Origin of the sequence: Paraburkholderia heleia NBRC 101817, assembly GCF_000739775.1 — a bacterium.
In the GTDB taxonomy this organism is placed as follows: Bacteria; Pseudomonadota; Gammaproteobacteria; order Burkholderiales; family Burkholderiaceae; genus Paraburkholderia; species Paraburkholderia heleia.
Genome location: NZ_BBJH01000015.1, coordinates 37,300 through 60,598, shown reverse-complemented (window position 1 = coordinate 60,598; position 23,299 = coordinate 37,300). Strand labels below are relative to the sequence as shown.

The 23,299-nt window shown below is 67.0% G+C and carries 23 protein-coding genes and 1 pseudogene; 16 read left to right on the top strand and 8 right to left on the bottom strand.

All coding sequences use genetic code 11. The annotated features are described in order from the left end of the window. The first annotated feature begins 161 nt into the window (after positions 1-161). Together BHE01S_RS14445 and BHE01S_RS14440 are read left to right on the top strand one after the other, a co-directional pair. Positions 162-788, top strand: a complete 627-nt coding sequence (locus BHE01S_RS14445; protein ID WP_042265147.1) for a glutathione S-transferase family protein — start codon at positions 162-164, stop codon at positions 786-788. Between the two features lie 57 nt (positions 789-845). Next, positions 846-1,463, top strand: a complete 618-nt coding sequence (locus BHE01S_RS14440; RefSeq protein ID WP_042265145.1) for a Fur family transcriptional regulator — start codon at positions 846-848, stop codon at positions 1,461-1,463. 117 nt (positions 1,464-1,580) lie between these two features. Here BHE01S_RS14440 and BHE01S_RS14435 read toward each other — a convergent pair whose 3' ends face one another. The 4 genes from BHE01S_RS14435 to BHE01S_RS14425 form a co-directional block, all read right to left on the bottom strand. Beyond that, positions 1,581-1,991 (bottom strand): response regulator, encoded by a 411-nt coding sequence (locus tag BHE01S_RS14435; RefSeq protein ID WP_042265144.1) that lies wholly within the window; start codon positions 1,989-1,991, stop codon positions 1,581-1,583. A 28-nt stretch (positions 1,992-2,019) separates the two neighbouring features. Next, entirely contained in the window at positions 2,020-2,193 is a 174-nt protein-coding gene (locus BHE01S_RS37800; RefSeq protein ID WP_157025390.1) for a hypothetical protein, read from the bottom strand. Further along, complete coding sequence (locus tag BHE01S_RS14430; protein ID WP_084068877.1) at positions 2,190-3,764, bottom strand: cryptochrome/photolyase family protein; 1,575 nt, start codon at positions 3,762-3,764, stop codon at positions 2,190-2,192. Before BHE01S_RS14430 ends, BHE01S_RS37800 begins: the two co-directional genes overlap by 4 nt. 89 nt (positions 3,765-3,853) lie before the next feature. Continuing rightward, positions 3,854-4,582 (bottom strand): TetR/AcrR family transcriptional regulator, encoded by a 729-nt coding sequence (locus BHE01S_RS14425; protein WP_042265142.1) that lies wholly within the window; start codon positions 4,580-4,582, stop codon positions 3,854-3,856. Between the two features lie 94 nt (positions 4,583-4,676). Here BHE01S_RS14425 and BHE01S_RS14420 point away from each other — a divergent pair, with 94 nt between their 5' ends. Both BHE01S_RS14420 and BHE01S_RS14415 read left to right on the top strand, forming a co-directional pair. After that, entirely contained in the window at positions 4,677-6,263 is a 1,587-nt protein-coding gene (locus tag BHE01S_RS14420; RefSeq protein ID WP_042265312.1) for an MDR family MFS transporter, read from the top strand. Positions 6,264-6,537: 274 nt separating this feature from the next. Next, positions 6,538-7,842 (top strand): MFS family transporter, encoded by a 1,305-nt coding sequence (locus BHE01S_RS14415; RefSeq protein WP_042265140.1) that lies wholly within the window; start codon positions 6,538-6,540, stop codon positions 7,840-7,842. Between the two features lie 18 nt (positions 7,843-7,860). On the opposite strand, the gene BHE01S_RS14410 is transcribed toward BHE01S_RS14415, so the two are convergent. Continuing rightward, positions 7,861-9,225, bottom strand: a complete 1,365-nt coding sequence (locus tag BHE01S_RS14410) for an aminotransferase-like domain-containing protein (protein ID WP_157025402.1) — start codon at positions 9,223-9,225, stop codon at positions 7,861-7,863. A gap of 174 nt (positions 9,226-9,399) precedes the next feature. Between BHE01S_RS14410 and BHE01S_RS14405 the strand changes: the two genes are divergently transcribed. From BHE01S_RS14405 to kch, 4 genes are all read left to right on the top strand, one after another. After that, positions 9,400-10,323 carry a DMT family transporter gene (locus BHE01S_RS14405; RefSeq protein WP_042265137.1) on the top strand — a complete coding sequence of 308 codons (924 nt, stop codon included), beginning with the start codon at positions 9,400-9,402 and terminating at the stop codon, positions 10,321-10,323. Between the two features lie 85 nt (positions 10,324-10,408). Then, entirely contained in the window at positions 10,409-10,945 is a 537-nt protein-coding gene (locus BHE01S_RS14400; protein ID WP_042265135.1) for a GNAT family N-acetyltransferase, read from the top strand. A gap of 123 nt (positions 10,946-11,068) precedes the next feature. Next, on the top strand, positions 11,069-11,962 hold the full coding sequence (locus tag BHE01S_RS14395; protein WP_042265132.1) for a mechanosensitive ion channel family protein: 894 nt from the start codon (positions 11,069-11,071) through the stop codon (positions 11,960-11,962). Continuing rightward, entirely contained in the window at positions 11,959-13,140 is a 1,182-nt protein-coding gene (gene kch / locus BHE01S_RS14390) for a voltage-gated potassium channel protein (protein ID WP_042265129.1), read from the top strand. The genes BHE01S_RS14395 and kch overlap by 4 nt, the downstream gene beginning before the upstream one ends. A 26-nt stretch (positions 13,141-13,166) precedes the next feature. On the opposite strand, the gene BHE01S_RS14385 is transcribed toward kch, so the two are convergent. Then, a complete protein-coding gene (locus BHE01S_RS14385; protein WP_042265127.1) occupies positions 13,167-13,766 on the bottom strand; it encodes a putative glycolipid-binding domain-containing protein in 600 nt (199 codons plus the stop codon). A 189-nt stretch (positions 13,767-13,955) separates the two neighbouring features. On the opposite strand from BHE01S_RS14385, the gene BHE01S_RS14380 reads away from it, so the two are divergent. The 7 genes from BHE01S_RS14380 to BHE01S_RS14355 all read left to right on the top strand — a co-directional run bounded on the left by BHE01S_RS14380 (position 13,956) and on the right by BHE01S_RS14355 (position 19,808). Then, entirely contained in the window at positions 13,956-14,918 is a 963-nt protein-coding gene (locus BHE01S_RS14380; protein ID WP_063769088.1) for an urea transporter, read from the top strand. A 10-nt stretch (positions 14,919-14,928) separates the two neighbouring features. After that, positions 14,929-15,705 carry a class II aldolase/adducin family protein gene (locus BHE01S_RS14375; protein ID WP_042265126.1) on the top strand — a complete coding sequence of 259 codons (777 nt, stop codon included), beginning with the start codon at positions 14,929-14,931 and terminating at the stop codon, positions 15,703-15,705. A gap of 44 nt (positions 15,706-15,749) precedes the next feature. Next, entirely contained in the window at positions 15,750-15,938 is a 189-nt protein-coding gene (locus tag BHE01S_RS14370) for a 4-oxalocrotonate tautomerase (RefSeq protein ID WP_042265124.1), read from the top strand. A gap of 406 nt (positions 15,939-16,344) precedes the next feature. Further along, positions 16,345-17,784: a cytochrome ubiquinol oxidase subunit I gene (locus tag BHE01S_RS14365; RefSeq protein ID WP_042265122.1), complete on the top strand. Its 1,440-nt coding sequence runs from the start codon at positions 16,345-16,347 to the stop codon at positions 17,782-17,784. Between the two features lie 37 nt (positions 17,785-17,821). Beyond that, the gene (gene cydB / locus BHE01S_RS14360) at positions 17,822-18,826 is read left to right on the top strand and encodes a cytochrome d ubiquinol oxidase subunit II (protein WP_042265120.1); all 1,005 of its coding nucleotides are present in this window, start codon (positions 17,822-17,824) and stop codon (positions 18,824-18,826) included. Further along, complete coding sequence (locus tag BHE01S_RS38410) at positions 18,801-18,956, top strand: hypothetical protein (RefSeq protein ID WP_167337685.1); 156 nt, start codon at positions 18,801-18,803, stop codon at positions 18,954-18,956. Before cydB ends, BHE01S_RS38410 begins: the two co-directional genes overlap by 26 nt. Before the next feature lie 72 nt (positions 18,957-19,028). Continuing rightward, positions 19,029-19,808, top strand: coding sequence for a hypothetical protein (locus BHE01S_RS14355; protein WP_157025387.1), 780 nt, complete (start codon positions 19,029-19,031; stop codon positions 19,806-19,808). Between the two features lie 17 nt (positions 19,809-19,825). Here BHE01S_RS14355 and BHE01S_RS14350 read toward each other — a convergent pair whose 3' ends face one another. Together BHE01S_RS14350 and BHE01S_RS14345 are read right to left on the bottom strand one after the other, a co-directional pair. Continuing rightward, the gene (locus BHE01S_RS14350) at positions 19,826-20,503 is read right to left on the bottom strand and encodes a methyltransferase family protein (protein WP_042265309.1); all 678 of its coding nucleotides are present in this window, start codon (positions 20,501-20,503) and stop codon (positions 19,826-19,828) included. Between the two features lie 73 nt (positions 20,504-20,576). Further along, positions 20,577-21,433, bottom strand: a pseudogene (locus BHE01S_RS14345) (arylamine N-acetyltransferase family protein). Between the two features lie 309 nt (positions 21,434-21,742). On the opposite strand from BHE01S_RS14345, the gene BHE01S_RS14340 reads away from it, so the two are divergent. Next, a complete protein-coding gene (locus BHE01S_RS14340; protein WP_084068869.1) occupies positions 21,743-23,257 on the top strand; it encodes a carbohydrate porin in 1,515 nt (504 codons plus the stop codon). Positions 23,258-23,299: the final 42 nt, after the last annotated feature.

Sequence of the window (23,299 nt, the reverse complement as noted above, 5' to 3'; positions counted from 1 at the left end):
AGCGGTGCCGCACGAAGCAGGCGCGGCAGCGGAACTCCCGGCGCCGCGCAGCGCCTATTCTACGAAATGCCTGGCTGCGCAAAAAACTGCGCGAGAATCGTGTATCGTGGCGACCTGCGCCAGGCTTGACCCTTTTTCCCCTTGCAAGGAGTACGCGCCAGATGATCACGATCTGGGGACGCGCCAATTCGGTGAATGTCCAGAAAGTCCTGTGGTGTTGCGATGAACTCGTGCTGCCGTTCCAGCGCATCGACGCGGGCGGTCCGTTCGGCCATCTCAACGAGCCTTCCTATCTCGCCATGAATCCGAACGGCAAGATCCCGACGATCACCGACGGCACGTTCGTGCTGTGGGAGTCGAACGCGATCCTGCGCTATCTGGCGATGGAGTATGGTCCCTCGAGCCTGCTCTACCCGACCGACCCGAAAGTACGCGCCTCGATCGAGCGCTGGCTGGACTGGTCGATCGGCACGCTCGCGCCCACCGAGCGCCCCGTGTTCCTCGCGCTCGTGCGCACGCCGCCCGAACAGCGCGACACAGCGAAGATCGCCGCCGATTTCGACCAGTTGACGCCGCTTTGGAGGCTGCTCGACCACCATCTGCAGGGCCGCTTCTTCCTGGAAAACGAGCGCTTTTCGCTCGCCGACATCGTGCTCGGCGCGTACGCGCGGCGTTGGTTCGGGCTCGAAGGCGTGGAGCGCGAGCCGCTGCCGAATCTCGAACGCTGGTATCAGCGCATCGCACAGCGCCAGGGTTTCCGCAAGTACATCGATCTGCCGCTCACCTGAGCCGTCACGCCACGGCGGCGCGGGCGGCCGGGCGGCGCGCCCCGTATAATCGCAGGCATGAAGACAGCAAAACCGTCCCCGGGCGCCCCGGCCTTGCACAGCGGCACGCACGGCGAGGCGCTCGGCCACGCCCACTCGCACGACGGCGTAGAGGGCGCTTCGGTCGAGTCCGCGCTCGCGATGGCCGAGGCCTATTGCCGCGAGCGCGGCGAAAAGCTCACGCCGATCCGCCGCAAGGTGCTGGAGTTGCTGCTCGCCTCGGGGCGCGCGACCAAGGCGTATTCCCTGCTCGACGAAATGCGCCAGATCCATCCGGGTTCGGCGCCGCCCACGGTCTACCGGGCGCTCGACTTCCTGCTGTCGGCGGGGCTCATTCATCGCATCGAGTCGATCAACGCGTTCGCCGTATGCCACGACCTCACGCAGTGTCAACACGGCATTCTCGTGGTGTGCCAGCAGTGCGGCAACGTCACCGAGCTGCACGAGCCCAAGCTGCGCCAGGCGCTGGTCGCGCAGATCGAGGCCGCGGGCTACCGGCTCGCCGGCGACGGCATCGAGCTCAAGGGGCTGTGCGCGCAATGCCAGGAGAGTCAGGCCAATTCGGCCGGCAAGGCTGCACAGCCGGGCGCCGCCGGCAGGCCCGAAGCCGCCGCGCAGTCCTCGTCCGTGAGCTGACGTTAGCTAACCGTTTTTGCCCGCCGTTCAGCCCAGGCTACAGTTCTGCCGCGCCGCATGCCGCGGCGCTTCAGTCCATCCGCACCCGCACTTTCCCGCCGCGCTACGCGCGCCGCGTCACAGCGACTGGCGCGCGTCGATCGCGTCGCTCAGCAGCGTGACCAGATCTTCCGGCCGGGCCGGCTTGGTCATGAAGTGCTGGAAGCCTTCGCCGATGCTGCGCAATCGCCAGCTTTCGTCGGTATGGCCCGTGAGCGCGACCGCGACGGTCGGGGCATGATCGCCGCGAATTTCGTAGTCGCGCAGACGCTGGATCAGGTAGAAGCCGTCCATGGCCGGCAGGTCGAGATCGCAGACCACGGCGTCGGGGTGCAGGCTCAGGGCCGCCTCGACGCCCGTTTCGGCGTCTTCGACCGCCACGACATGCGCCCCCTCCGCCTCGAGCAGCGAAGTCAGTGACGCCCGGCTGTGCGGGTCGTCTTCGACCAGGACGATGGTCGTCCGGTCGAGCTTGTGTACTGCGTTCATTGTGTTTGCTTACATGTCTTTCTGTCTGTCAGGCCGAGTGCCGCAAGGCGACGAGCCCGGAGTCGCGCCGGGCCCGCGGCAACGCGGGCCGTCCTGATAGAGCAATCTTGATGCCGTCCGGTTCCTGCGTGCCGCGCGAGCGTTCATCCGCGCCGCGCACGATAGCCGCATCACAAGACAGCCCGATGACGGCCGCGCTCACGCTTTGCCGTCCTGTTTTGCACGCTGTTTTGCGCTCTGCTTCGGGCCCTGTCGCGAAGCGCCGAGGCCCCTGGCGCTGCCGGTTTGTGCATAGGCTTCGAGTGCACGCCGGCGCGCCAGTTCATGCTCGACGACAGGTTCTGGATAAGTTTTGCCGAGGCGCACGCCCGCCGCTTCGAGTTGCTGCGCGCCGGACTTCCACGGCTGGTGCACGAGCGCATCGGGCAAGCCCGCCAGCTCCGGCACCCAGTGCCGCACGTAAGCGCCGCGCGGGTCGAACTTCTGGCCCTGCAGCACCGGATTGAAGATGCGGAAGTACGGCGCGGCATCCACGCCCGAGCCCGCCACCCACTGCCAGTTGGCCGGGTTGCTGGCCGGGTCGGCATCGACGAGCGTGTCCCAGAACCACGACTCGCCCGCGCGCCAGTCGACCAGCAGATGCTTGCTCAAAAACGACGCCACGACCATGCGCACGCGGTTGTGCATCCAGCCCGTGTGCCAGAGCTCGCGCATGCCGGCATCGACGAGCGGATAGCCGGTCAGGCCGCGCTGCCACGCCTTCAGGCCAGCGGCGTCCTTGCGCCACGGCATGGCGTCGAAAGCGGGACGCAGGTTGCGCGTTGCCAGATCTACGTAGTGAAAGCGCTGGTAATGACAGAACTCCCGCCAGCCGAGTTCGCTCGCGAACTTCTCGGCGCTCGCCGCGCGCCGCGCCGAACCGCGTCCGTGCGCATGCTGCGCCGCCTTGAGCGCTGCCCACACCTGGCGCGGCGAAATCGCGCCGACGGCGAGATACGGGGAGAGGCGGCTCGTGGCGGCGTCGCCTGGCTCGTCGCGCTCGCCGGCGTAGGCGTCGAGGCCGGTGGCGAGGAACGCGCGCAGGCGCTCCAGCGCGGCTTGCTCGCCTGCGGGCCAAACCGCGCGCAAGCCGCCCGACCAGTCGGGCGCGCGAGGAGCCAGGCCGAGCGCGTCGAGTTTCGATGCGCGTTGGGTAACACGTGCTGGCAGCGATTGAAAAATCATCCGTTCGGGCTCGCCTTTCGGCTGCGGCGGATCCCCCATGCGCAGACAGGCGCGCCAGTAGGCGCCAAAAACCTGGAACGGCGCGCCGGACTGATTGAGCACCGTCCACGGCTCCTTGAGGAGCTGACCGTTGAAGCTCTCGACACTGACGCCGCGCTCGCGCAGCGAGATTTTGAGGGCGCGATCGGCCTCGCGTTGCGCCAGGCCGTAGCGGCGGTTCCAGTACACGGCTTGCGCGCCGGTTTCCGTGACGAGGGCGTCCAGCGTTGCCGCTTCGCGGCCCTGTAACAGAAGCAGACGGCCGCCGCGCGCAGCCAGCGACGCTTCGAACGCACGCAGCGATTCATGGCGCCACCAGCGCGCCGCGCCGCCCGCCGGACGCTCGCCGCAGGCGTGCGGATCGTGGATCCAGACGCAGATCAGCGGCAGGCCGCTCGCTGCAGCCTGCGCGAGCGCGGGCTGGTCGGCAAGTCGAAGATCGTCGCGAAACCAGACGATGGCGGGCGCCTTGTTCGCACCAGCGCGGGAAGAAGCGGAAGCAGAAGGCAGACCGGACCTCGACCGGGAAACATTCGCGCGGCACTGCGCACGGACCGTGCCGCAAAGGTCACGGAGCGTACCACGGCGCAAGCCGGCCACTAATCGGTATCGATGCCGGTGTCGGTTCGTGCTTCGATGCGCCCTGGCCCCACGCCCTCGGTGATGAGCGCGACCGCATGGCGTGCGATCGCTTCGACCCCGACGTGGGGCTGCCGCGCATCGCCGCGCCACATCCGGCTGGTGGCGAGCGGGAGCAGCGTGAGGCCCATCAGCGACTGGAACAGCAGCGAAGGCTCCAGCGCCGCGTTAAGCCGCCCCTCGCGCTGCCAGCGCGCAATGGCCGTGTGAGCCTGCTCCTGGTGCTCGCGGCCGAGGCGCTCGAGCATGCGCTGGCGCAGCACGCCGCCCTCGCTGATGACGTCGCGCACCCACAGCGGCGGAAACCACGGATAGCGCTGCCCCAACGCCACGAAGCGCTGCACCAGCGCGGTGAGCGCCGCCACGGGATCGTCGGGATGCTCCGCGAAAATGTCGCCAAGCGCCTCGCGCAGCGGCACGAAACGCTCGTCGATCAGCACGTCGATGAGTTGATCGCGCGTCTTGAAGTAGTAATGGACCATCGCGGGCGTCACGCCTGCCTCGCGGGCGATGGCGGCAAGCGAGGTGTCCAGGATGCCCAGGCGCGCAAACAACGCAAGTGCGGCTTCGATCAGACGCTCGCGCTGCTCCGCCCCGCCCACGCCGCCGCTCGGCCGGCCGGGACGACGCCCGGCGATCCGGCCCGGCGTGCCGGCTGCGCTGTCGGGGGTGGGTTCTGGCACTTTCATAGGCGTTTTATCGGGTAACGAAATGAATTTTGACCAACTGGAATAATTGTCCTAATATTAACCTCCGAATTAATTAATTTCAAGACAGATGGACATGACGGAATCCAGCACGAAACACCCTGTGCCTGCTACGACGGGGGCTGGCGCTCACGCGAACGCGGCAGCGCCGGCGTCGGGCCCGGCGACTGCCGATGCCGGCGGCCATCCGCGGGGCGGCCATCCGCCGATCCGGCTACTGTTTCCGGCGCTTCTGCTCGTCATGCTGCTGGCCGCGCTCGACCAGACCATCGTCTCGACGGCGCTGCCCACCATCGTCGGCGAGCTGGGCGGGCTCGACCGGCTCTCATGGGTCGTCACGGCCTACCTGCTCACCTCGACGATCGTCGTGCCGCTATACGGAAAGTTCGGCGACCTGTTCGGGCGCAAGATCGTGCTGCAGGCCGCTATCGTCATCTTCCTGATCGGTTCGGCGCTTTGCGGCGTGGCGCAGAACATGGAGCAGCTCATCGTGCTGCGCGCCCTGCAGGGCATCGGCGGCGGGGGCCTGATGGTCGTGACGATGGCCGCCATCGGCGACGTGATCCCGCCCGCGCAGCGCGGCAAGTATCAGGGCATGTTCGGCGGCGTATTCGGCATCGCCACGGTGATCGGGCCGCTGCTCGGCGGCTTTCTCGTCGAGCATCTGTCGTGGCGCTGGATTTTCTATATCAACCTGCCTCTGGGCGCGATCGCGCTCGTGGTGATCGGCGCGGTGTTCAAGCCGCGCGCCGCGCACGTGAAGCACGTGATCGACTACATGGGCGCGGGCTGGCTCGCCGCCGCCCTCACCTGCCTGATCCTGTTCACGAGCGAGGGCGGCTCGCTGCTGCCGTGGACGTCGCCCACGCTGTGGCTCACGCTGCTGCTCGGCATTGTCGCCGTGGCGGGCTTCATCCACGAGGAAAAGCACGCCGCCGAACCCATCATGCCGCTCGCACTCTTTCGCGAGCGCACTTTCGTGCTCGCGAGCCTGATCGGCTTCATCGTGGGCGTGTCGCTGTTCGGTTCGGTCACCTTCCTGCCGCTCTATCTGCAGGTGGTGAAGGGCTCGACGCCTTCGCAGGCCGGCATGCAGATGCTGCCGATGATGGGCGGCGTGCTCGTCATGTCGATCATCACGGGCCGCATCATCAGCAAGATCGGCAAGTACCGCATGTTTCCGGTCGCGGGTACGGCGCTCGTGGCCGTGGCGATGATGCTGCTCGCGCGCCTGCAGATCGATACGCCCATTCACCTCATGTATCTTTACATGGGCCTGCTCGGCTGCGGCCTCGGCATGGTGATGCAGGTGCTGGTCCTCGCCGTGCAGAACGCCGTGGAGTTTCGCCACATGGGCGTGGCCACGTCGGGCGCAACGCTGTTCCGCTCGATTGGCGGCTCGGTCGGGGTGGCCGCGTTCGGCGCCGTGTTCTCGCATGGGCTGCACGCGCGGCTCGAAAAGGTGCTTGCCGCCGACGTGGAGTTGCCCCAGCCGCTCACGCCCGACGTGATCCGCCATCTGCCGCCCACGCTGCACGCGCAGTATCTCGATGCGTTCGCCGGCGCGCTCCACACGGTTTATCTCGCGGCTGCGATCGTGGTGGTGTTTTCGTTCGCGCTGTCGTGGCTGTTGCGCGACGTGCCGCTGCGCAAGCAGCATTGAGCGCGTTTCCCCTGCTGTCTCCTCTGCTGTTTCCCCCTCCGGCCGGCGGCTCCCCGCCGGCCTTTTTTGTGCCCCGCGATCCGCATCACATCGGCCTGATCGGGCCAGTTCGGAGCCCTTTCACGTCATCATTACATTTTCCACACATTTAATTACAGTTAGCTAAAATTGCGGGCTTCGCGCGCCGGGACCCGGCGGCGCGCGTTCCAACTCCCACGACGGCTGCGTGACGGCCGCTCGCCACAAAACACACAAACCAGGAGAACACCCGCCCATGGACGTCCAGATCGACCAAACCACGCTATCCGCGCAAGACACGAGGCGGCGCGTATTCGCCATCGTCGGCGCCTCGTCGGGCAATCTCGTCGAGTGGTTCGACTTCTATATCTACTCGTTCTGCGCGCTGTATTTCGCGCCCGCGTTCTTCCCGAGCGGCAACACCACCACGCAGTTGCTCAACACCGCCGGCGTGTTCGCCGCGGGCTTCCTCATGCGCCCCATCGGCGGCTGGCTGTTCGGCCGCATCGCCGACCGCCACGGCCGCCGCAGCGCGATGATGATCTCGGTGCTCATGATGTGCGGCGGCTCGCTCGTGATCGCCATGCTGCCCACCTACGCGCAGATCGGCGCGTTCGCCCCGTTCCTGCTGCTCGTCGCGCGGCTCTTCCAGGGCCTTTCGGTAGGCGGCGAGTACGGCACGAGCGCGACCTACATGAGCGAGGTCGCGCTCAAGGGCCGGCGCGGTTTCTTCGCGTCGTTCCAGTACGTCACGCTGATCGGCGGCCAACTCTGCGCGCTCCTCGTGCTCGTAATCCTGCAGCAAACGCTGTCCACCGAAGAACTGAAGGCCTGGGGCTGGCGCATTCCGTTCGTGGTCGGCGCATTCGCCGCGCTGATCTCGCTCTATCTGCGCAAATCGCTCGACGAAACCTCGACGAGCGAGTCGCGCCACAAACGCGATGCGGGCACGATACGCGGCGTGTGGCAGCACAAGGGCGCGTTCCTCACGGTGGTGGGCTTCACGGCAGGCGGCTCGCTGATCTTCTACACGTTCACGACCTACATGCAGAAGTACCTCGTGAACACGGCCGGCATGCACGCGAAAACCGCCAGCAACGTGATGACTTGCGCGCTCTTCGTCTACATGCTGATGCAGCCGGTGTTCGGCGCGCTGTCCGACAAGATCGGCCGCCGCACGTCGATGATCCTGTTCGGCGCATTCGCGGTGATCGGCACCGTGCCGCTCATGCATGCGCTCAAGGACGTATCGAGCCCGGTGGCCGCGTTCGCGCTGATCACGGTGGCGCTCGCGATCGTCAGCTTCTACACGTCGATCAGCGGCCTCATCAAGGCCGAGATGTTTCCGCCCGAAGTGCGTGCGATGGGCGTGGGCCTCTCGTACGCGGTGGCCAACGCGCTGTTCGGCGGCTCGGCCGAATACGTCGCGCTGTGGTTCAAGTCGGCCGGCAGCGAGTCCACGTTCTACTGGTATGTGACCGCGCTGTGCGCGATTTCGCTGATCGTGTCGTGGCGCATGCGCGATCCGTCGAAGGAAGGCTATCTGCGTCACGAACCGTGATGCACGGGCGTGGCCGCTTCATGCAGGCTGCGCCACCCGCTCCATCGCACGCTGCAATGTTTCGTAGACCTTCGGACGATTGCACTGCGAAACATTGAAGCGCAGAAAATCGCTCGCGCTGCGCGACACGCTGAACACGTTGCCCGGCGCGAGCACCACGCCTTCCACCAGCGCCTCGCGCGCGATCCGCGCGGCGTCCAGTCCGTCCGGCAATTGCGCCCATACGAAGAGTCCCGCCTGCGGGCGCGTCCACGCCGTCAGGCCCAGCGCCGCGAGCCGCTGCAGCGTTTCGCCCATGGCGTCGGCGAGCTTCGCGCGCAGGCCGTCCAGGTGCCGCCGGTACGTGCCGTCCACGAGCAGGCGGTGCACGAGTGCCGCCACCATCTCCCCATTGCCGAACGAGACCGCGAGCTTCAGATCCACGAGCGGTTCGATCCAGTCCGCGCGCGCCGCGATGAAACCGCAGCGCGCCGCCGCCGACATCGTCTTCGAGAAGCTGCCGATCGTCACCACGCGCGCGAGCCCGTCGAAGGCCGCGAGGCGCGGCGCGGGCTCGATCTCGAAGTCGGCGAAGATGTCGTCCTCGACGATCAGGAGGTCGTGTTCCTCCGCGAGCTTGAGCAGGCGATGCGCGACGGCGGGCGCGAGCGTCGCGCCAGTGGGGTTGTGGACCGCCGAGTTCGTCACGTAAAGGCGCGGGCGCGATTCGGCCAGGATGCGCGCGAACGCGGCGAGATCCGGCCCCGCCGGCGTGTACGGCACGCCGACCACGCGGACGCGATGCGCGCGCAGCAGCGCCTGGAAATTGAAGTAGCACGGATCGTCCACGAGCACGGTGTCGCCCGGCTCCAGCAGAAAGCGGCACAGCAGGTCGAGCGCCTGGGTGCCGCCGTCGGTCAGCACGATCTGCCCGGGCGCGGCCTCCACGCCGTGCTGGCCGAGCCGCCATGCCAGCTGCTGACGCAGCGCCGGCAAGCCGGGAGGCGACGCGTAATCGGTGAGCGGCGCGCGCGGGTCGCGTGCGAGGGCGCGCAGCGCGCGCCGCACGGCGTCCTGCGGCAGCCACGAGGCAGGCAGCCAGCCGCAGCCGGGCCGCAACGCATCGGCCTCGGTCTGCAGCGACTGGCGCGTGAGCCAGAGCGGATCGATCTCGCGGTCGAGCTGCGGCCCGAGCGCGGCGAGCGCGAGCGGCGGCGCGTGCCCGGCCACGAAAAATCCGGCGCCGCGCCGCGCGACGAGCACACCTTCGGCGACGAGGCGCTCGTAGGCTTCCACCACCGTCGAATTCGACACGCCAAGCTGCTCGCTCATCGCGCGGATGGACGGCACGCGCGCGCCCGCCGCCAGCGAGCGCGCGGCAATGCGCTCGCGCAGCGCCTGCATGACCCGCTCGACGCGCGTCATGGGCAGGACGTGTGTCCTCGTTCCGTCTTTCATCTGTACTGCTCCGTGTTCAATACAGTTTGAATAAATTGTACTGATCTGTAGCTTACCCTCGCGCGGCGCGGCGCGCATCATCGGCGGATCGATCCCCGATGTTTCCCCTTGACGAGATCCATGCGCAAAACGCTCGATTCCACCACCGACGGCTGGCTCTGCGGCCTCGCCGGCGTCCTTATCTTCAGCGGATCGCTGCCCGCCACGCGGATCGCCGTGCTCGGCCTCGACCCGGTGTTCCTCACCGTCGCGCGGGCGAGCATCGCGGGCGGCCTTGGCGCGCTGCTGCTTCTCGGGCTGCGCGCGGCGCGGCCGGCGCGTGCCGAGTTCTGGCCGCTCGTCATCGTTGCGCTCGGCGTGGTGGTCGGCTTTCCGCTCCTGACGGCGCTCGCGCTCCAGCATGTGAGTTCGGCGCACGCCATCGTGTTCGTCGGCCTGCTGCCGCTTGCCACGGCCATATTCGGCGTGCTGCGTGCGGGCGAGCGTCCGCAGCCGGCCTTCTGGATCTTTTCCGCGCTGGGAAGCGCCGCCGTGGTGGCGTTCGCGCTGCGCCGCGGCATCGACGCCTCGCCGCCTGGCGACACGCTCATGCTCGGCGCGATCGTCGTGTGCGGGCTCGGCTATGCGGAAGGCGCGCGGCTCTCGCGGCGCCTGGGCGGCTGGCAGGTGATCTGCTGGGCGCTCGTGATCTCGCTGCCCGTGATGGCGCCGCTCGCGTGGTGGCTGCGGCCCGCGTCGTTCGCCGCAGTGGGCGCGGCCTCGTGGTGGGGGTTCGCGTATGTGTCGCTCTTCAGCATGCTGATCGGCTTCGTCTTCTGGTATCGCGGGCTCGCGCTCGGCGGCATTGCGGGCGTCGGGCAGTTGCAGCTGCTGCAGCCGTTCTTCGGCTTCGTGCTCGCGGCGCTGCTGCTGCACGAGTCCGTGCCGCCCGCGATGATCGCCGTCACCGCCGTGGTGATCGCGTGCGTGGCAGGCGCGCGGCGCTTCGGGCGCGCGAGCGGCGCTTCCGCTCTCGCGAATCGCGCGGGCACGCAGCGCGTCTAGGCCGGGATTTTTGGCGCGCTTCAAAAGCGCGCCCGCGCGAGGCATAGTGAGGGATGCAAACCTCCTTCGTGCCTCGCTTTAATCGATGAACCCGCACTCCGACGCGCACGTGCGCGACGCCACCGCCAACGACTTTCCCGCCATCGCCGCGATCTACGCACACCACGTGCTGCACGGTACGGCGTCGTTCGAGGAGACGCCGCCCTCGCTCGACGAACTCCTGCGCCGCCACGCCGCTTTGCGCGAACACGGCCTGCCCTGGCTCGTCGCCGAAATCGACGGCCGCGTGGCGGGCTACTGCTACGCCACGCCCTACCGGCCGCGTCCGGCGTACCGCTTCACGATCGAAGACTCGATCTATATCGACGAGGCGTTTCGCGGCCGCGGACTCGGCCACACGCTGCTCAACGCGCTGATCGAGCGCTGCGAGGCCGGCCCGTGGCGGCAGATGATCGCCGTGGTCGCCGACCCGTGCGGCGGCTCGCTCAAACTGCACGAGCGGCTGGGCTTCGCGCTGACCGGCACGCTGCGCGGCGTGGGCTTCAAGCACGGCGAGTGGCGCGACACCGCGCTCATGCAGCGCACGCTCGGGCCAGGCGCGGATACGCCGCCCAAGGGCTGACACGCCACCCTCAAAAGCGTTTCGGCGCGGCACGCGCGCGCCGCGAGCGAAACGCCGCTCGTACAATACGTCCTTTCGCAACGGAGCCAGACCCAAGGCTCCGAAGACAAGGACTGATTCTCCATGCAAGCCCTCCTCGAACACCTGCACCCGTCCAACTGGAGCTTCCTGTGGGACGCGCTCTCCGCGCTTGCGCTGCGCCTGTGCGCGGCGTTTGCGATCCTCTGGTTCGGCTGGTGGCTCTCCCGGCGTGTGGGCAACTGGATCAAGCGGCGCGGCAGCGGCATCGACCCCACGCTGCGGCCCATCGTGCGCGACACCGCCGTGTGGGGCGTGCGCCTCGTCGCCGTGATCGGCGCGCTCTCGCAGATCGGCATCCAGACCGCCAGCATCGTCGCCGTGCTCGGCGCGGCCGGTCTCGCCATTGGTCTCGCGCTGCAGGGCACGCTGCAGAACATCGCGGCCGGCATCATGCTGTTGCTGCTGCGGCCGTTCAAGGTGGGCGACTATATCGACGGCAGCGCCGGCGCCAGCGTCGCGGGCACCGTCGAGGAAGTGAACCTCTTCACCACGCGCCTCACGAAACCGGACGGCATCTGCGAATACGTGCCGAACAGCGCGCTGTGGAGCAATTCGATCCGCAACTACAGCCGCAATCCCACGCGCCGGCTCGACCTCGAAGTGGAGGTGTCGGTGCGCGACGACGTGAACCGCGCCATCGACGCCCTGCGCACGCTCGCCGCCGCCGACCCGCGCGTGCTGGCCTCTCCCGCGCCTCAAGTGATGGTGGCGCGCTTCGACGACAGCACCGCCGTGCTCAACATTCGCGTGTGGTCGAACATCGACACATTCTGGGAGATGCGCTGGGAGCTGTCGCGCCAGGTACGCCAGGCGCTCAACGACGCGCACTGCTCGCTGCCCGTGCGCACGCGCGAGCTGCACATCGTGCAGACGCAACCGGCAGAATCTGAACAACCGGCGCAACCGACGCAATCGACGCAACACGCGCAGCAATGAACGCATACGCGCGCCGCCTGCGCGGCCTCGCCCGAGGGCTCGTGCCGCACGGCTACCTGGCCGTGCTGCTGGTGATCGACGGCCTGCTGCTGGTGCGCCCGGTCGCGCAGAAAGCGCTCGAACACGCGCGCGGCAGCTGGTTCGACGACTGGATCGCGCTCATCAACGCGTTCGGCGTGCTCGCGCTGCCCCAGGCGCTCGTTGCGACCGGCCTCACGATGATGTCGTTCGGCATCGCGCTGCGCGCCCGCGTGGCGTGGGTGCTTTCACTGGTGCTGCTCGCCGGCGCCGCCAGCATCTGCCTGTGGGGCGACTATCGCAGCCACGCGCTCGCCGGCTTCTCGGTCGCACTCGCCTGCGCGCTGATCTACTACTGGCGCCACTTCGATCGCGCGAGCGTCGCCGCGGGCTCGTTGTTCGCATTCCTGAGCATCGGCTCGTTGGTCGTCTATGCGGTGTTCGGCTCGCTGTATCTCGGCGGCGATTTCGACCCGCCTATCCGCAATCTCGTCACGGCGTTCTACTTCTCGATCGTGTCGATGTCCACGGTCGGCTACGGCGATATCGTGCCGCGTTCGGACACCGCGCGGCTTTTCACGGCTTCGATCATCGTGCTCGGCATCACCGTGTTCGCGACTTCGATCAGCGCCGTGATCGGGCCCGTGATCGGCGGCCATTTGAAACGCATCGTGAAGGGAGGCATTTCCAACGTGACCCGCAAGAACCACTATCTGATCGTCGGCGCGTCGCCGCTCGCGCATAGCGTGTACGCGGGGCTCCTCAAGCGCGGCTACGCGGCGACCGTGGTCGTCGCGCCGAACACCCCGCACAACTATCCGCCGCAGGCCGATCTCATCGTCGGCGATGCGAGCGACACCGCCACGCTGCACAACGCGGGCGCCGAAACCGCGCTCGCGGCGCTCGCGCTGCGCTCGGACGACGCCGAGAACGCCTTCGTGATTCTCGCGATCAAGGAGATTGCGCCGAAGGTGCGCACCGTGGCGCTCGTCAACGACAGCCGCAACCTGCAGCGGCTGCGTCTCTTGCAGCCGGATATGGTGTTTTCGCCGCAACTGCTCGCGGGCGAACTCCTCGCGCGCACGCTCAACAACGAAACCATCGACAACACGCTGATCGAGCAACTGCTGTTCGGCAAGAGCGCGGGCGGCGCGGCGTAAGCGTCTTGTCGTCGGTCCTATCGGTCCTATCGGTCCTGTCGGTCCTGTCGGTCCGGCGGCGGCAGGCGCCGGAACAGCGTGGGATAGTCGATCACGAGCCCGTCTTCGTCCACGCGCAAGTTCGCCGTGAAGTCGCGAAAGATGCCCTCGTAGCGATACTCGCGATCGCGCTCGATGCACACATAGGCCTGCTCGACGGGCTTGGGCTCCAGTTCGGGCGCGGCGACGTACGCCACGCGGATCGGCTGGCGCTCGCCGCGCGCGAGGCCCAGACGCCGGATCGGCAGCGTGTTCGTGTATGGCGTCGCGGCGATGTCGATATCGATGCAGCCGTTGAGCGCCTCCAGAGCGCGCCCCTCGCCGTCGGTCCAATGGCCCTTGCCGTCGCTGTGGAGCACCAGCGAACGGCCGCCCATCACGCGAAACGCAGCCCAGCGCACGCGCCAGTGCGCGTCGCACTCGATCGCGTAGCACAGGCCATAAGACTTGCCGTAGCGCTCGCCGATGACCACGCTTTCCGCGCGGATCGTGTCGCCTTTTTCGCCAAACTTCGGGCCGCAATGGGCATCGAACGCCAGATGCTCGATGCCCTCGCCCGTCTCGGATGCCCAACGCACTTCACGCATCGCTCGCCCCCTGTCTCTGGATGACCACCGGAACCGCCGTACGCATATCGTAACCCGGCGACAAATAGCAACTATCAACTCACGCGCATGGGCGAGGCGGGCTGCATCGCCTATGCTCGCAGTCTGGCCGGCCGTGCGCCTCGCACGGGGGGGCCGCACACGCACACGCCCGCACGCCACGCCTTCGCCATGTCCGCCCGATGTTCCGCCGCCTCCGGCGCTTCGTGCGCCACTGCCCGCTCCGCCGATACCGCCGCCGTTGGCGCGCTTTTGCGCAGCCTCGGCCAGATCGTGCTGCAAGCCCATGCGGGAACGGGCGCGTGCCTGCTCGCGGCGCTCGCGCTCACCGACTGGCGGCTCGCGTGCGCCGCCCTGCTCGGCGCCGCCGCGGCCAACGTTTGCGCGGTCGTCGCCGGCCACGCGGAAACGGCGATCCGCGACGGCCTCGCAGGCTACAACGGCGCACTCGCCGCGCTCGCGGCGTTCGCCTTCGTTGGCGATGCGGGCACGGCGGCCGCCCTCGCACTCATCGCGGGCGGCGCGAGCGCGTGGATCGCCGGGCCGCTGGAGCGCCGCCTCGCTCGCGCCCGGCTCGGCCTGTATTCGGTGCCCTGCCTCATTGCGACCTGGATCTGGCTGCCGCTGCACCCGGGCAGCGCCCCCATCGCCGGCGCCATCACCGCAACCGCTCCGGACCCGCACGCCACACCGCTCGCGGCCGCCGCACACACTGCCGCCGGCGTGCTGAGCGGCCTTGCGCAAACCGCTTTTGCCTCGGGCGCGGCGGCGGGCCTGTGCGTGCTCGCCGGCCTCGCCTGGTCGTCTCGGCGCGCAGCCGCCTATGCGCTCGGCGGCACGGCGCTCGCGAGCGCGCTCGAACTCGCATGCGGCGCGAGCCCGGATGCCTTCGGCGCAGGCTTCGCCGGCTTCAACGGCGCGCTTGCCGCGCTCGCCGTCTACGCACTCGGCACACGCGCCGTGATCTGTGCGACCATGCTCGCCGCGGCCCTGCATCTGGCCGCCGTGCGCTGCGCACTGCCCGCGCTGAGCGCGCCGTTCGTGCTGGCAAGCTGGAGCATGCACGCGGCGGCGCAACGCCTGCGCGCACAATCTGCGTCACCCACGCCGCCTGAGAAGTCCATCGTCCGCTGAAGGAATCGCCATGTCTTTCGCCCATCGCCCGACGAGCACCTGCGCCGAAGCCGCGCCGCGCTCCGCCGCCGAGCAGCAACTGCGCGTCGATCTCGCCGCCGCCTACCGCCTCATCGCGCTCAACGGCTGGGACGACCTCGTCTACACGCACGTGTCCGCCGCCGTACCGGGCGAGGCAGGCCGCTTCCTCATCAATCCGTTCGGGCTTACCTTCGACGAGGTGCGCGCCTCGAACCTCGTCAAGATCGACACCGAAGGCCGTATCGTCGGCGCAAGCGAGCATCCCGTGAACGCCACCGGCTTCGCGCTGCACGCGGCCGTCCATCTCGCGCGGCCCGACGCCGTGTGCGTGATGCATCTGCACAATACAGCGGGCATTGCCGTGTCGATCCAGCGCGACGGCCTCCTGCCCGCCTCGCAGCACGCGCTGCGTTTTTACGGCCAGCTCGCATGGCACGACTACGAAGGCCTCGCCTTCACGCCCGCCGAAGGCACGCGCCTCACGGCAAGTCTCGGCGCGCACCCGGCCATGCTGCTGCGCAATCACGGCACGCTCACCACCGGCCGCACGGTGGCCGAAGCCTATGTACTGATGGCGACGCTCATCAAGGCCTGCGAAATCCAGCTGCAGGCGCAGGCCGGGAGCGCGCCGCTCGTCGTGCCGCCGCCCGATGTGGCAGAACGCACGGCCGGACAGTTGCGCGACGGCGGCGCGATCGAAGGCGTGCTCGAATGGCCGGCGCTGCTGCGCAAGCTCGATCGCATCGATTCGTCATACCGCGACTGATCGCGCCCATTACATCGTTTCGCTCATTTTTCCAGGAGACCCGCATGCCGACATTCCACATCGAAATGTTCGAAGGCCGCAGCGTCGAACAAAAACGCGAGCTCGCCGCCGCCCTGACCGAGACCACGTGCAAGGTGCTCGGCGTCGAACCGCAATCCGTCGACATCGTCTTTCACGACGTGAAGCCGGAAAATTGGGCGACGGCCGGCAAGCTGTGGAGCGATCCGCGCTGACGTCATTTCTATCGCATTCCTCATCTTTTCCGCCTGGCGCCGCACGCATCGCTCGTGCCGCCAGGCGCGCCTGAATTTCCCCCGCACGATTCCTGACACGGCACGCTGAGGCACATTGCCACACCCCATGCGGCTACGCGGTGTATTGACGCAGCGCGACAGCCTGCGCATGCCCCCTCTGCACAGCGAAGGTTTAATCTAAATTGATCTATATCAATGCTTTAACGCATGTTTTTGCCTTGTTGATATTGACGACTGCGACACGCTAGCGCACGTCGCAGCGCAGCAAAACCTTCGCCGTTCCCCTACGCTTACGTCCATCGCACGAGCATCGCAGCGCCCCCACTGCCCCGCCGTGCGACGTTTCTTTCGCGCTTTTCCCGGCAAGCAAGCAACAGGCACGCATATGCACACGTCACTTTCCGCCTTCGACCTGGCCCGGCTGCAGTTCGCCTTCACCGTCTCGTTTCATATCGTCTTTCCGGCGCTCTCCATCGGCCTCGCGAGCTTCATCGCCGTGCTCGAAGCCTGCTGGCTCAAATCGCGCCAGCCGTTCTACAAGGACCTCTGCCTCTTCTGGTCGAAGGTCTTCGCCGTGGCCTTCGGCATGGGCGTCGTGTCCGGCGTCGTCATGAGCTACGAGTTCGGCACCAACTGGTCGGGCTTTTCGTCGTTCGCGGGCCCCATCACCGGGCCGCTGCTGATGTACGAAGTCATGACCGCGTTCTTTCTCGAAGCGGGCTTCCTCGGCATCATGCTGTTCGGCTGGAACCGCGTGAGCCCGCGCGCCCACTTCGGCGCGACGCTGATGGTCGCCGTCGGCACGCTCATTTCCACGTTCTGGATCCTCGCCTCGAATAGCTGGATGCAGACGCCGCAAGGCTTCAAGGTCGTCGATGGCCACGTCGTGCCGGTGGACTGGTTCAAGATCATCTTCAATCCGTCCTTCCCGTACCGTCTCGCGCACATGGCGATCGCCGCGTTCATCGTGGCCGCGCTCGTGGTGGCCGCGAGCGGCGCGTGGCATCTGCTCAAGGGACGGCGCGACCCCGCCATCAAGAAGATGTTTTCGATGGCGCTCGGCCTGCTGCTCGTGCTCGCGCCGGTGCAAGCCTTCGTGGGCGATGCGCACGGCCTGAATACGCGCGAATACCAGCCCGCCAAGATCGCCGCGATCGAAGGCATTTGGGACACGGAACAAGGCGGTACGGCGCTCAACCTGTTCGGCATTCCCGACATGCAGGCCGAGACGACGCGCTATGCCGTTTCCATTCCGCACCTGGGCAGCCTGATCCTCACGCATAGCTGGGACGGCGAGATCAAGGGACTCAAGTCATTCCCCGCCGACGAGCGGCCCAATTCGACGCTGCTGTTCTGGAGCTTCCGCGTCATGGTCGGCTTAGGCATCCTGATGATTCTGCTCGGCGTGACCGGCTGGGTGCTGCGCCGCCGCGGCACGCTCTACGAATCGCGCGGTTTCCAGCGCTTCGTGCTCGCCATGGGACCGACGGGCTTCATCACGCTGCTCGCGGGCTGGGTCACCACCGAGGCCGGCCGTCAGCCCTGGGTGGTCTACGGCGTGATGCGCACGGCGCAAGCGGTGTCGCCGCTCACGGCACAACAGGTCGGCGTGTCGCTGATGGCGTTCGTGGCGGTGTACTTCCTCGTGTTCGGCACGGGCATTTACTACCTGCTCAAGCTTCTGCGCAAAGGGCCTGCGCTGCCCGACATCAAGCCGGATTCGCCCCACGGGCCGCGTGAACCGCGCGTGGCCCACCCTGCGCTCGCTGCGAGCCAGACCGCACGCCGCCCCATGTCCGCCGCCGATCAGCTGATCGACGCCTGAGGCGCCCCGCATTCATCGTTACGAGGCTAGCAAGCAAATGGATGTCACCGTCATCTGGGCCGCGATCATCGCGCTCGGCGTTCTTCTCTACGTGGTGCTGGACGGCTTCGATCTCGGCATCGGCATCGTGTTCCCGCTCTTTCCCGACGAGGACGAGCGCGATCTCATGATGAACACGGTCGCCCCCGTGTGGGACGGCAACGAGACCTGGCTCGTGCTCGGCGGCGCGGGGCTCTTCGCCGTGTTCCCCGTGGTGTACTCGACCGTGCTTTCCGCGCTCTACCTGCCGCTCGTGTTCATGCTCGCATGCCTGATCTTCCGCGGCGTGTCGTTCGAGATTCGCGCCAAGGCCAATCGTACGAAGCATTTGTGGGACCTCGCGTTCATTGGCGGCTCGACGGGCGCGGCGTTTTTCCAGGGCATCGCGCTCGGCGCGTTCCTGCAGGGCATTCCGATGGACGGCGGCCGGTTCGCCGGCGACGCCTTCGGCTGGCTCACGCCCTTTAGCCTGCTCTCGGGTTTCGGGCTTGTCGCGACCTATGCTCTGCTCGGCTGCTGCTGGCTCGTCGCGAAGACCGAGGGCGACCTGCAGCGCCGCCTGCACAAGCTCGTCTGGCCGCTCACGGTCATGCTGCTCGGCTTCATCGCGCTCGTGAGCCTGTGGACGCCGCTGCAGGACCCGGCCATCGCCGAACGCTGGTTCCGCTCGGGTCTCTTCTGGCGTCTCGCGCCGGTGCCGCTGCTCGTGCTCGCCTGTGCCGCGTGGATGCGCTGGGCCGTGCATGCGCGCCATCACAGGACGCCCTTCATCGCGGCCATCGGGCTCGTGCTGCTCGGCTACGCGGGCCTGCTCGTGAGCCTGTGGCCCTACGCGATTCCACAGGGCCTCACGCTGTGGGAAGCCGCTGCGCCGCGCGAGAGCCAGGTGTTCACGCTCGCAGGCGCAGCGTTCATTCTGCCGATCATCCTCGCGTACACGATGCTCGGTTACTGGGTCTTCAGAGGCAAGGTGCGTCATGGCGACACCCATCACTACCACTAAGACAGCGCGCCGCGCGCTGCCCGGCTGGCTCTGGTTCGTAGTCCTCTGGTGTGCGGGCGTGGGCGCGGCCGTGTCGCTCGGGTTCGCGTTCAAGGTCTTCATGAATCTCACGCTGTTCGCCGTGAAGTGAGTGGCACGAGCGCGCTCGATTTCACGGCGCCGCGTTAGACTGTAGGCTCTCTGTTACCTGTGCGAAAACCTCATGCAACAAATGACCTTCATGGAATGCGTCAAGCGCGCATGGGCCAGCGCCTGGCAGGCCGCCGTGCAAATGCCGGTTCTCCTTGCGGGGACGTTTGTGATCTACGCGGCGCTCGGCTGGTTCGGCCTCGCCGGACGGCCCGTGCCGGCCGAAGGCGCGGCACCCTCCGCCGGGCTCGTTCTGCTCGGCAATCTCGCGTCGCTCCTGAATTCGCTTCTCTACCTCTGGTTCACGCTCAAGATTTCGCGCTTCGTGCTGCTCGGCGAGCGCAGCGCGCCGCTCATGCCGGCCGGAGCCAAACCGTTCCTGCGCATTTTCGCGGTCGGCCTCATTCTGGCGGTCGCGCTCGGCGCATTCGCGCTGTTGCTCTGGGTCGTGCTGCGGCCACAGTACCAGGGCGGCGCGGCGTTCCTCTTTCTGGTGGTCATCGCGATCTGGATGTTCGTGGCGGTGCGCCTCTCGCTGCTCTTTCCGGCGCTCGCCGTCGGCAGCCCGATCGCCTTCGGCGCCGCCTGGCGCGACAGCCGTGGGCACTTCTGGAGCCTCTTCGGTGTCACCTTCGTCGCCGCGCTGCCCATTGCGGTGTGCGGCCTGCTGGTGCTGATCGGCATGGGCCTCGCGGGCGTCACGCCTGAAATCGTGCGGCAGCCGGGGTGGCTCACCGCACTCGCCATTGGCCAGAGCATCGGCAATATCGTGTTCGCGCTGCTCACCACCACGGCGCTCGCGTGGCTTTATCGACGTTACGCGCAAGCCCTCGTCTCGCCCGCGGCGAGCTAGTCTCGCACGACCCTTCACTACCAGATGCCCGGCACGAAGCGATAACGCACGCGCGCCAGATACTCGCGGTAGCCGGGCAAATTCTCCGCGAGCGTCTGTTCTTCCCGCACCGCTCGATAGCCGATCCCCACGACCATGACAGGCACGCAGGCAAGCCCCCACCATGAACCGAGCATGAGCGGCGTGCCGACGAGAAAGAGCAGCGCGAAACCATACATCGGGTGACGCACGTAGGCATACGGGCCGGTATCGCTGACCGTATGCCCGCGTTCGCTCTGAATCTTCACCACGGGCGCCGCAAAGCGGTTCGCCGCGAAGACGGCACGCGTCGCATAGATATCGACGAAGATGAAGATGGCGCCTAGCACGCTGAGCCACAACGGCATGCGCGACCAGCCCATGCGCACGGCGTCGATTCCCATCAGGCACAGCCACGCGCAAAATCCCACCGGGACGCACAGCATGAACACGCGGTCCCACGGCTGCTGCGTGCGTTGCGCGAACGGCGCGAGCCGCTCGACGAGGAGGCCCGGATCTTCGCGCCCGAGCCACAGGCCAATCCACACGCCGCACAACGTCCACTCGATGAGCCACAACCACGCCGCCGTCCACGCCAGCGTGCCCGCCGAAACGAACAGCAGCACGCCCATCAATCCGAACCAGACCACGACTTGCACGAACAGCTTCGCCATCAGCGCTTTCGTCATTTTCAGCTCAGTCATGACGCCCTCCTTGCGCGCGGCGACGCTGACTCGCGTTGGCGCGCGACTACTGTGTGGCGCTGTGCGACGTCATGCGCGCATAGAGCGCGTCGGCGTCGATACGCTGCGCCGCGTCGCCGTGCCCGAGATCGATGCCGAAGCGTTCGCGCAGACACTGCGCGAGTTCCGCTCCATTGGCGAGCGTACGCTCCTCGCTCACCTGGCCTTGGGCGTCGCGCTCGGTAAAGCGTTCGTTGAACAGGATCGCACGGCCGCCTTCGCGCGCGATGCACGCGATCAGGCTGAACGTGAAGAATGACTCGGGCGACGCCGACGTGTACCAGTTCGCGACTTCGTAATCGACCCACTCTGCCGGGGTCAATTCGAAGCGATAGAGATCGGACCACTTCTCGCCATCGTGTAGTTGCAGCTTGCGCTCGTTGGCGGACAACGTCACGATGCGCGCTGGTTCGGCTGCTCCGCATCCGTCGAGAACGAGAGCGGCGCGCGCAGCGTCGCGGCACCGAAACCCCCGTCGACAAGCCACGCATCGCCCTCCACCTCCACGCGCAGCAGCATATGCGTGCGCGGCGTGCGCGCGTCGGGTTCACGCCCGTACAGCACCCGTGCGGCGAGCGGGGTCACCCCGAAGCCCAGTTGCATGAGCGCGTGCGCGAGCAAGGTGTTGTGCTCGAAGCAGTAGCCGCCGCGGCGCTGCGTCACGAGCTTCGCGACGACGTCCGGGAGCTTGATCGACACGCGCCGCCCCGTCAGCGGATCGAGATTCTCGAAGGGAATGGCAAGCGGGTGCAGACGGTGCAGTTCGCGCAGCACGGCGAGGGTCGCCGCGCGCGGACCGTGGTAGCCGATGCGGGCGAAGTACGCATCGAGATCGAGTTCGTAGCGTGTCGTGAGGTTTGTCATGCGGCCTGCTTCCCTGAAGAGTGGATGGTGAAACGTAGGCTCACACCTTTGATGATAAGCGACTCCACTCGTCCGACCGATTAGCCGGAAACTGACTATCTGTAATGTCGCATGACACCAAAGACAGCAAATCGCAAGCATTGTGCTGACGCAACGCATGTCAATTGCGAATCATTCTCGTTTTTGTTGACGCTTGCATTCTCTGTTAGTACGATGGCGCGGTCTGGAGATGTCGGGTATTCAGAGGCTTGCGAATAACAAACGCCAATGCGCTCAATCCAGCAAACCTTTCAATAAGTAAGGAATACGATGGAATCGACCCGAACCGTCCGCGTGCCTGCGCTGGCCTGCTCGCGCAGCGCAGGGCCGGGCCGCCCGGCGCATCGGCGCACACCGGCGTTGCGCGCCATTGCCGTGCTGGCCGCAAGTGCGACTTTCGCGTGCGGCGCCGCCCGCGCACAGAGCAGTGCGAACCCCGACGCCACCCCTGAAGCACCGGAAGCCGACCTCGCCATTCAGGCGCAGCCGTCGAACTTCTGGACCGGCTTCTGGACGCGCCAGACCCTGCTCGGCGACATGGGCGGACTACGGCCGTGGCTCGGCAAATACGGCGTGACCTTCCAGCTCACGGAAACGAGCGAGTACCTGGCGAACCTGCGCGGCGGTCTCAAGACCGGCGGCGCATACGACGGCCTCACGACGGCGACCGTGCAGGTCGACACGAGCAAGGCGCTCGGCATTCCGGGCGGTCTGTTCAACGTGAGCGGGCTGCAGATTCACGGCACCAACCTGAGCACGTCGAACCTCGGCACGCTGAATACCGCGAGCGGCATCGAAGCGACGCCGGCCACGCGCCTCTGGGAACTGTGGTATCAGCAATCGTTCCTCGACAAGCGCCTCGACGTGAAGATCGGTCAGCAGAGCCTCGACCAGGAATTCATCACGAGCCAGTATGCGGCGCTCTTCATCAACACGATGTTCGGCTGGCCTGCGCTGCCGTCGTACGACATGCCCTCGGGCGGCCCGGCCTATCCGCTCGCCGGTCTCGGCGTGCGCGTGCGCGGGCAGATCACGCCTTCGTTGACGGCGCTCGCAGGCGTGTTCGCGGGCGACCCGCTCGGCAACGATCCGAACAACCTTAGTGGTACGAACTTCAATCTGCACAACGGCACGTTGTGGATCGGCGAACTGCAGTACGCCATCAACCAGCCGTCCGAAGGCGAACTCGTGAGCGCGGACAATCGCAGCCTGCCTGGCACCTACAAGCTGGGCTTCTGGTACAACACCAACCCGTTCGCCGATCAGCGCTTCGACAACACGGGGCTTTCGCTCGCGAATCCGGCGTCGACCGGCATCCCGGCGCAGCACCAGGGCAACTACAGCTTCTATGCAGTGGCCGACCAGATGATCTGGCGTCCCGACCCGGACGAGCCGCGCAGCATCGGCGTATTTGCACGCGTGATGGGCGCGCCCGGCGACCGCAATCTCGTGAGCCTCGCGGCCAACCTCGGCATTGTGATGAAGGCGCCGTTCAAGGGCCGCGATAACGACAGCGTGGGCCTTGCCGCCACATACATCAAGGTCGGCAACAACGTGCACAACCTCGACCTGGACCAGCAGATGTTCACCGGCGGTCCTTACGGCGTGCGCACGCAGGAAACCACGCTCGAAGCCACCTATCAGTATCAGGTCACGCCGTGGTGGATTCTCCAGGCCGATGCGCAATACACGTTCAACGCGGGCGCCGGCCAGAATCCGCAGGACCCCACCGCACCGCTGCGCAACACCTTCGTGGTGGGCGTGCGAACCAACATCACGTTCTAGGCCCGGCCAGGCGCAACCGACCCATGTACAACCCCAAGTCCT

What these genes read in the sequence shown, in the direction of transcription:
- BHE01S_RS14435 (WP_042265144.1), bottom strand. Translation starts at nt 1,991, where the DNA reads ATGAACGCAGTACACAAGCTCGACCGGACGACCATCGTCCTGGTCGAA.
- cydB (WP_042265120.1), top strand. Translation starts at nt 17,822, where the DNA reads ATGGATGTCACCGTCATCTGGGCCGCGATCATCGCGCTCGGCGTTCTT.
- BHE01S_RS14405 (WP_042265137.1), top strand. Translation starts at nt 9,400, where the DNA reads ATGCGCAAAACGCTCGATTCCACCACCGACGGCTGGCTCTGCGGCCTC.
- BHE01S_RS14410 (WP_157025402.1), bottom strand. Translation starts at nt 9,225, where the DNA reads ATGCAGGCGCTGCGCGAGCGCATTGCCGCGCGCTCGCTGGCGGCGGGC.
- BHE01S_RS14355 (WP_157025387.1), top strand. Translation starts at nt 19,029, where the DNA reads ATGCAACAAATGACCTTCATGGAATGCGTCAAGCGCGCATGGGCCAGC.
- BHE01S_RS14445 (WP_042265147.1), top strand. Translation starts at nt 162, where the DNA reads ATGATCACGATCTGGGGACGCGCCAATTCGGTGAATGTCCAGAAAGTC.
- BHE01S_RS14420 (WP_042265312.1), top strand. Translation starts at nt 4,677, where the DNA reads ATGACGGAATCCAGCACGAAACACCCTGTGCCTGCTACGACGGGGGCT.
- BHE01S_RS14375 (WP_042265126.1), top strand. Translation starts at nt 14,929, where the DNA reads ATGTCTTTCGCCCATCGCCCGACGAGCACCTGCGCCGAAGCCGCGCCG.
- BHE01S_RS14370 (WP_042265124.1), top strand. Translation starts at nt 15,750, where the DNA reads ATGCCGACATTCCACATCGAAATGTTCGAAGGCCGCAGCGTCGAACAA.
- kch (WP_042265129.1), top strand. Translation starts at nt 11,959, where the DNA reads ATGAACGCATACGCGCGCCGCCTGCGCGGCCTCGCCCGAGGGCTCGTG.
- BHE01S_RS14400 (WP_042265135.1), top strand. Translation starts at nt 10,409, where the DNA reads ATGAACCCGCACTCCGACGCGCACGTGCGCGACGCCACCGCCAACGAC.
- BHE01S_RS14425 (WP_042265142.1), bottom strand. Translation starts at nt 4,582, where the DNA reads ATGAAAGTGCCAGAACCCACCCCCGACAGCGCAGCCGGCACGCCGGGC.
- BHE01S_RS14380 (WP_063769088.1), top strand. Translation starts at nt 13,956, where the DNA reads ATGTCCGCCCGATGTTCCGCCGCCTCCGGCGCTTCGTGCGCCACTGCC.
- BHE01S_RS38410 (WP_167337685.1), top strand. Translation starts at nt 18,801, where the DNA reads ATGGCGACACCCATCACTACCACTAAGACAGCGCGCCGCGCGCTGCCC.
- BHE01S_RS14340 (WP_084068869.1), top strand. Translation starts at nt 21,743, where the DNA reads ATGGAATCGACCCGAACCGTCCGCGTGCCTGCGCTGGCCTGCTCGCGC.
- BHE01S_RS14365 (WP_042265122.1), top strand. Translation starts at nt 16,345, where the DNA reads ATGCACACGTCACTTTCCGCCTTCGACCTGGCCCGGCTGCAGTTCGCC.
- BHE01S_RS14395 (WP_042265132.1), top strand. Translation starts at nt 11,069, where the DNA reads ATGCAAGCCCTCCTCGAACACCTGCACCCGTCCAACTGGAGCTTCCTG.
- BHE01S_RS14440 (WP_042265145.1), top strand. Translation starts at nt 846, where the DNA reads ATGAAGACAGCAAAACCGTCCCCGGGCGCCCCGGCCTTGCACAGCGGC.
- BHE01S_RS14415 (WP_042265140.1), top strand. Translation starts at nt 6,538, where the DNA reads ATGGACGTCCAGATCGACCAAACCACGCTATCCGCGCAAGACACGAGG.
- BHE01S_RS14385 (WP_042265127.1), bottom strand. Translation starts at nt 13,766, where the DNA reads ATGCGTGAAGTGCGTTGGGCATCCGAGACGGGCGAGGGCATCGAGCAT.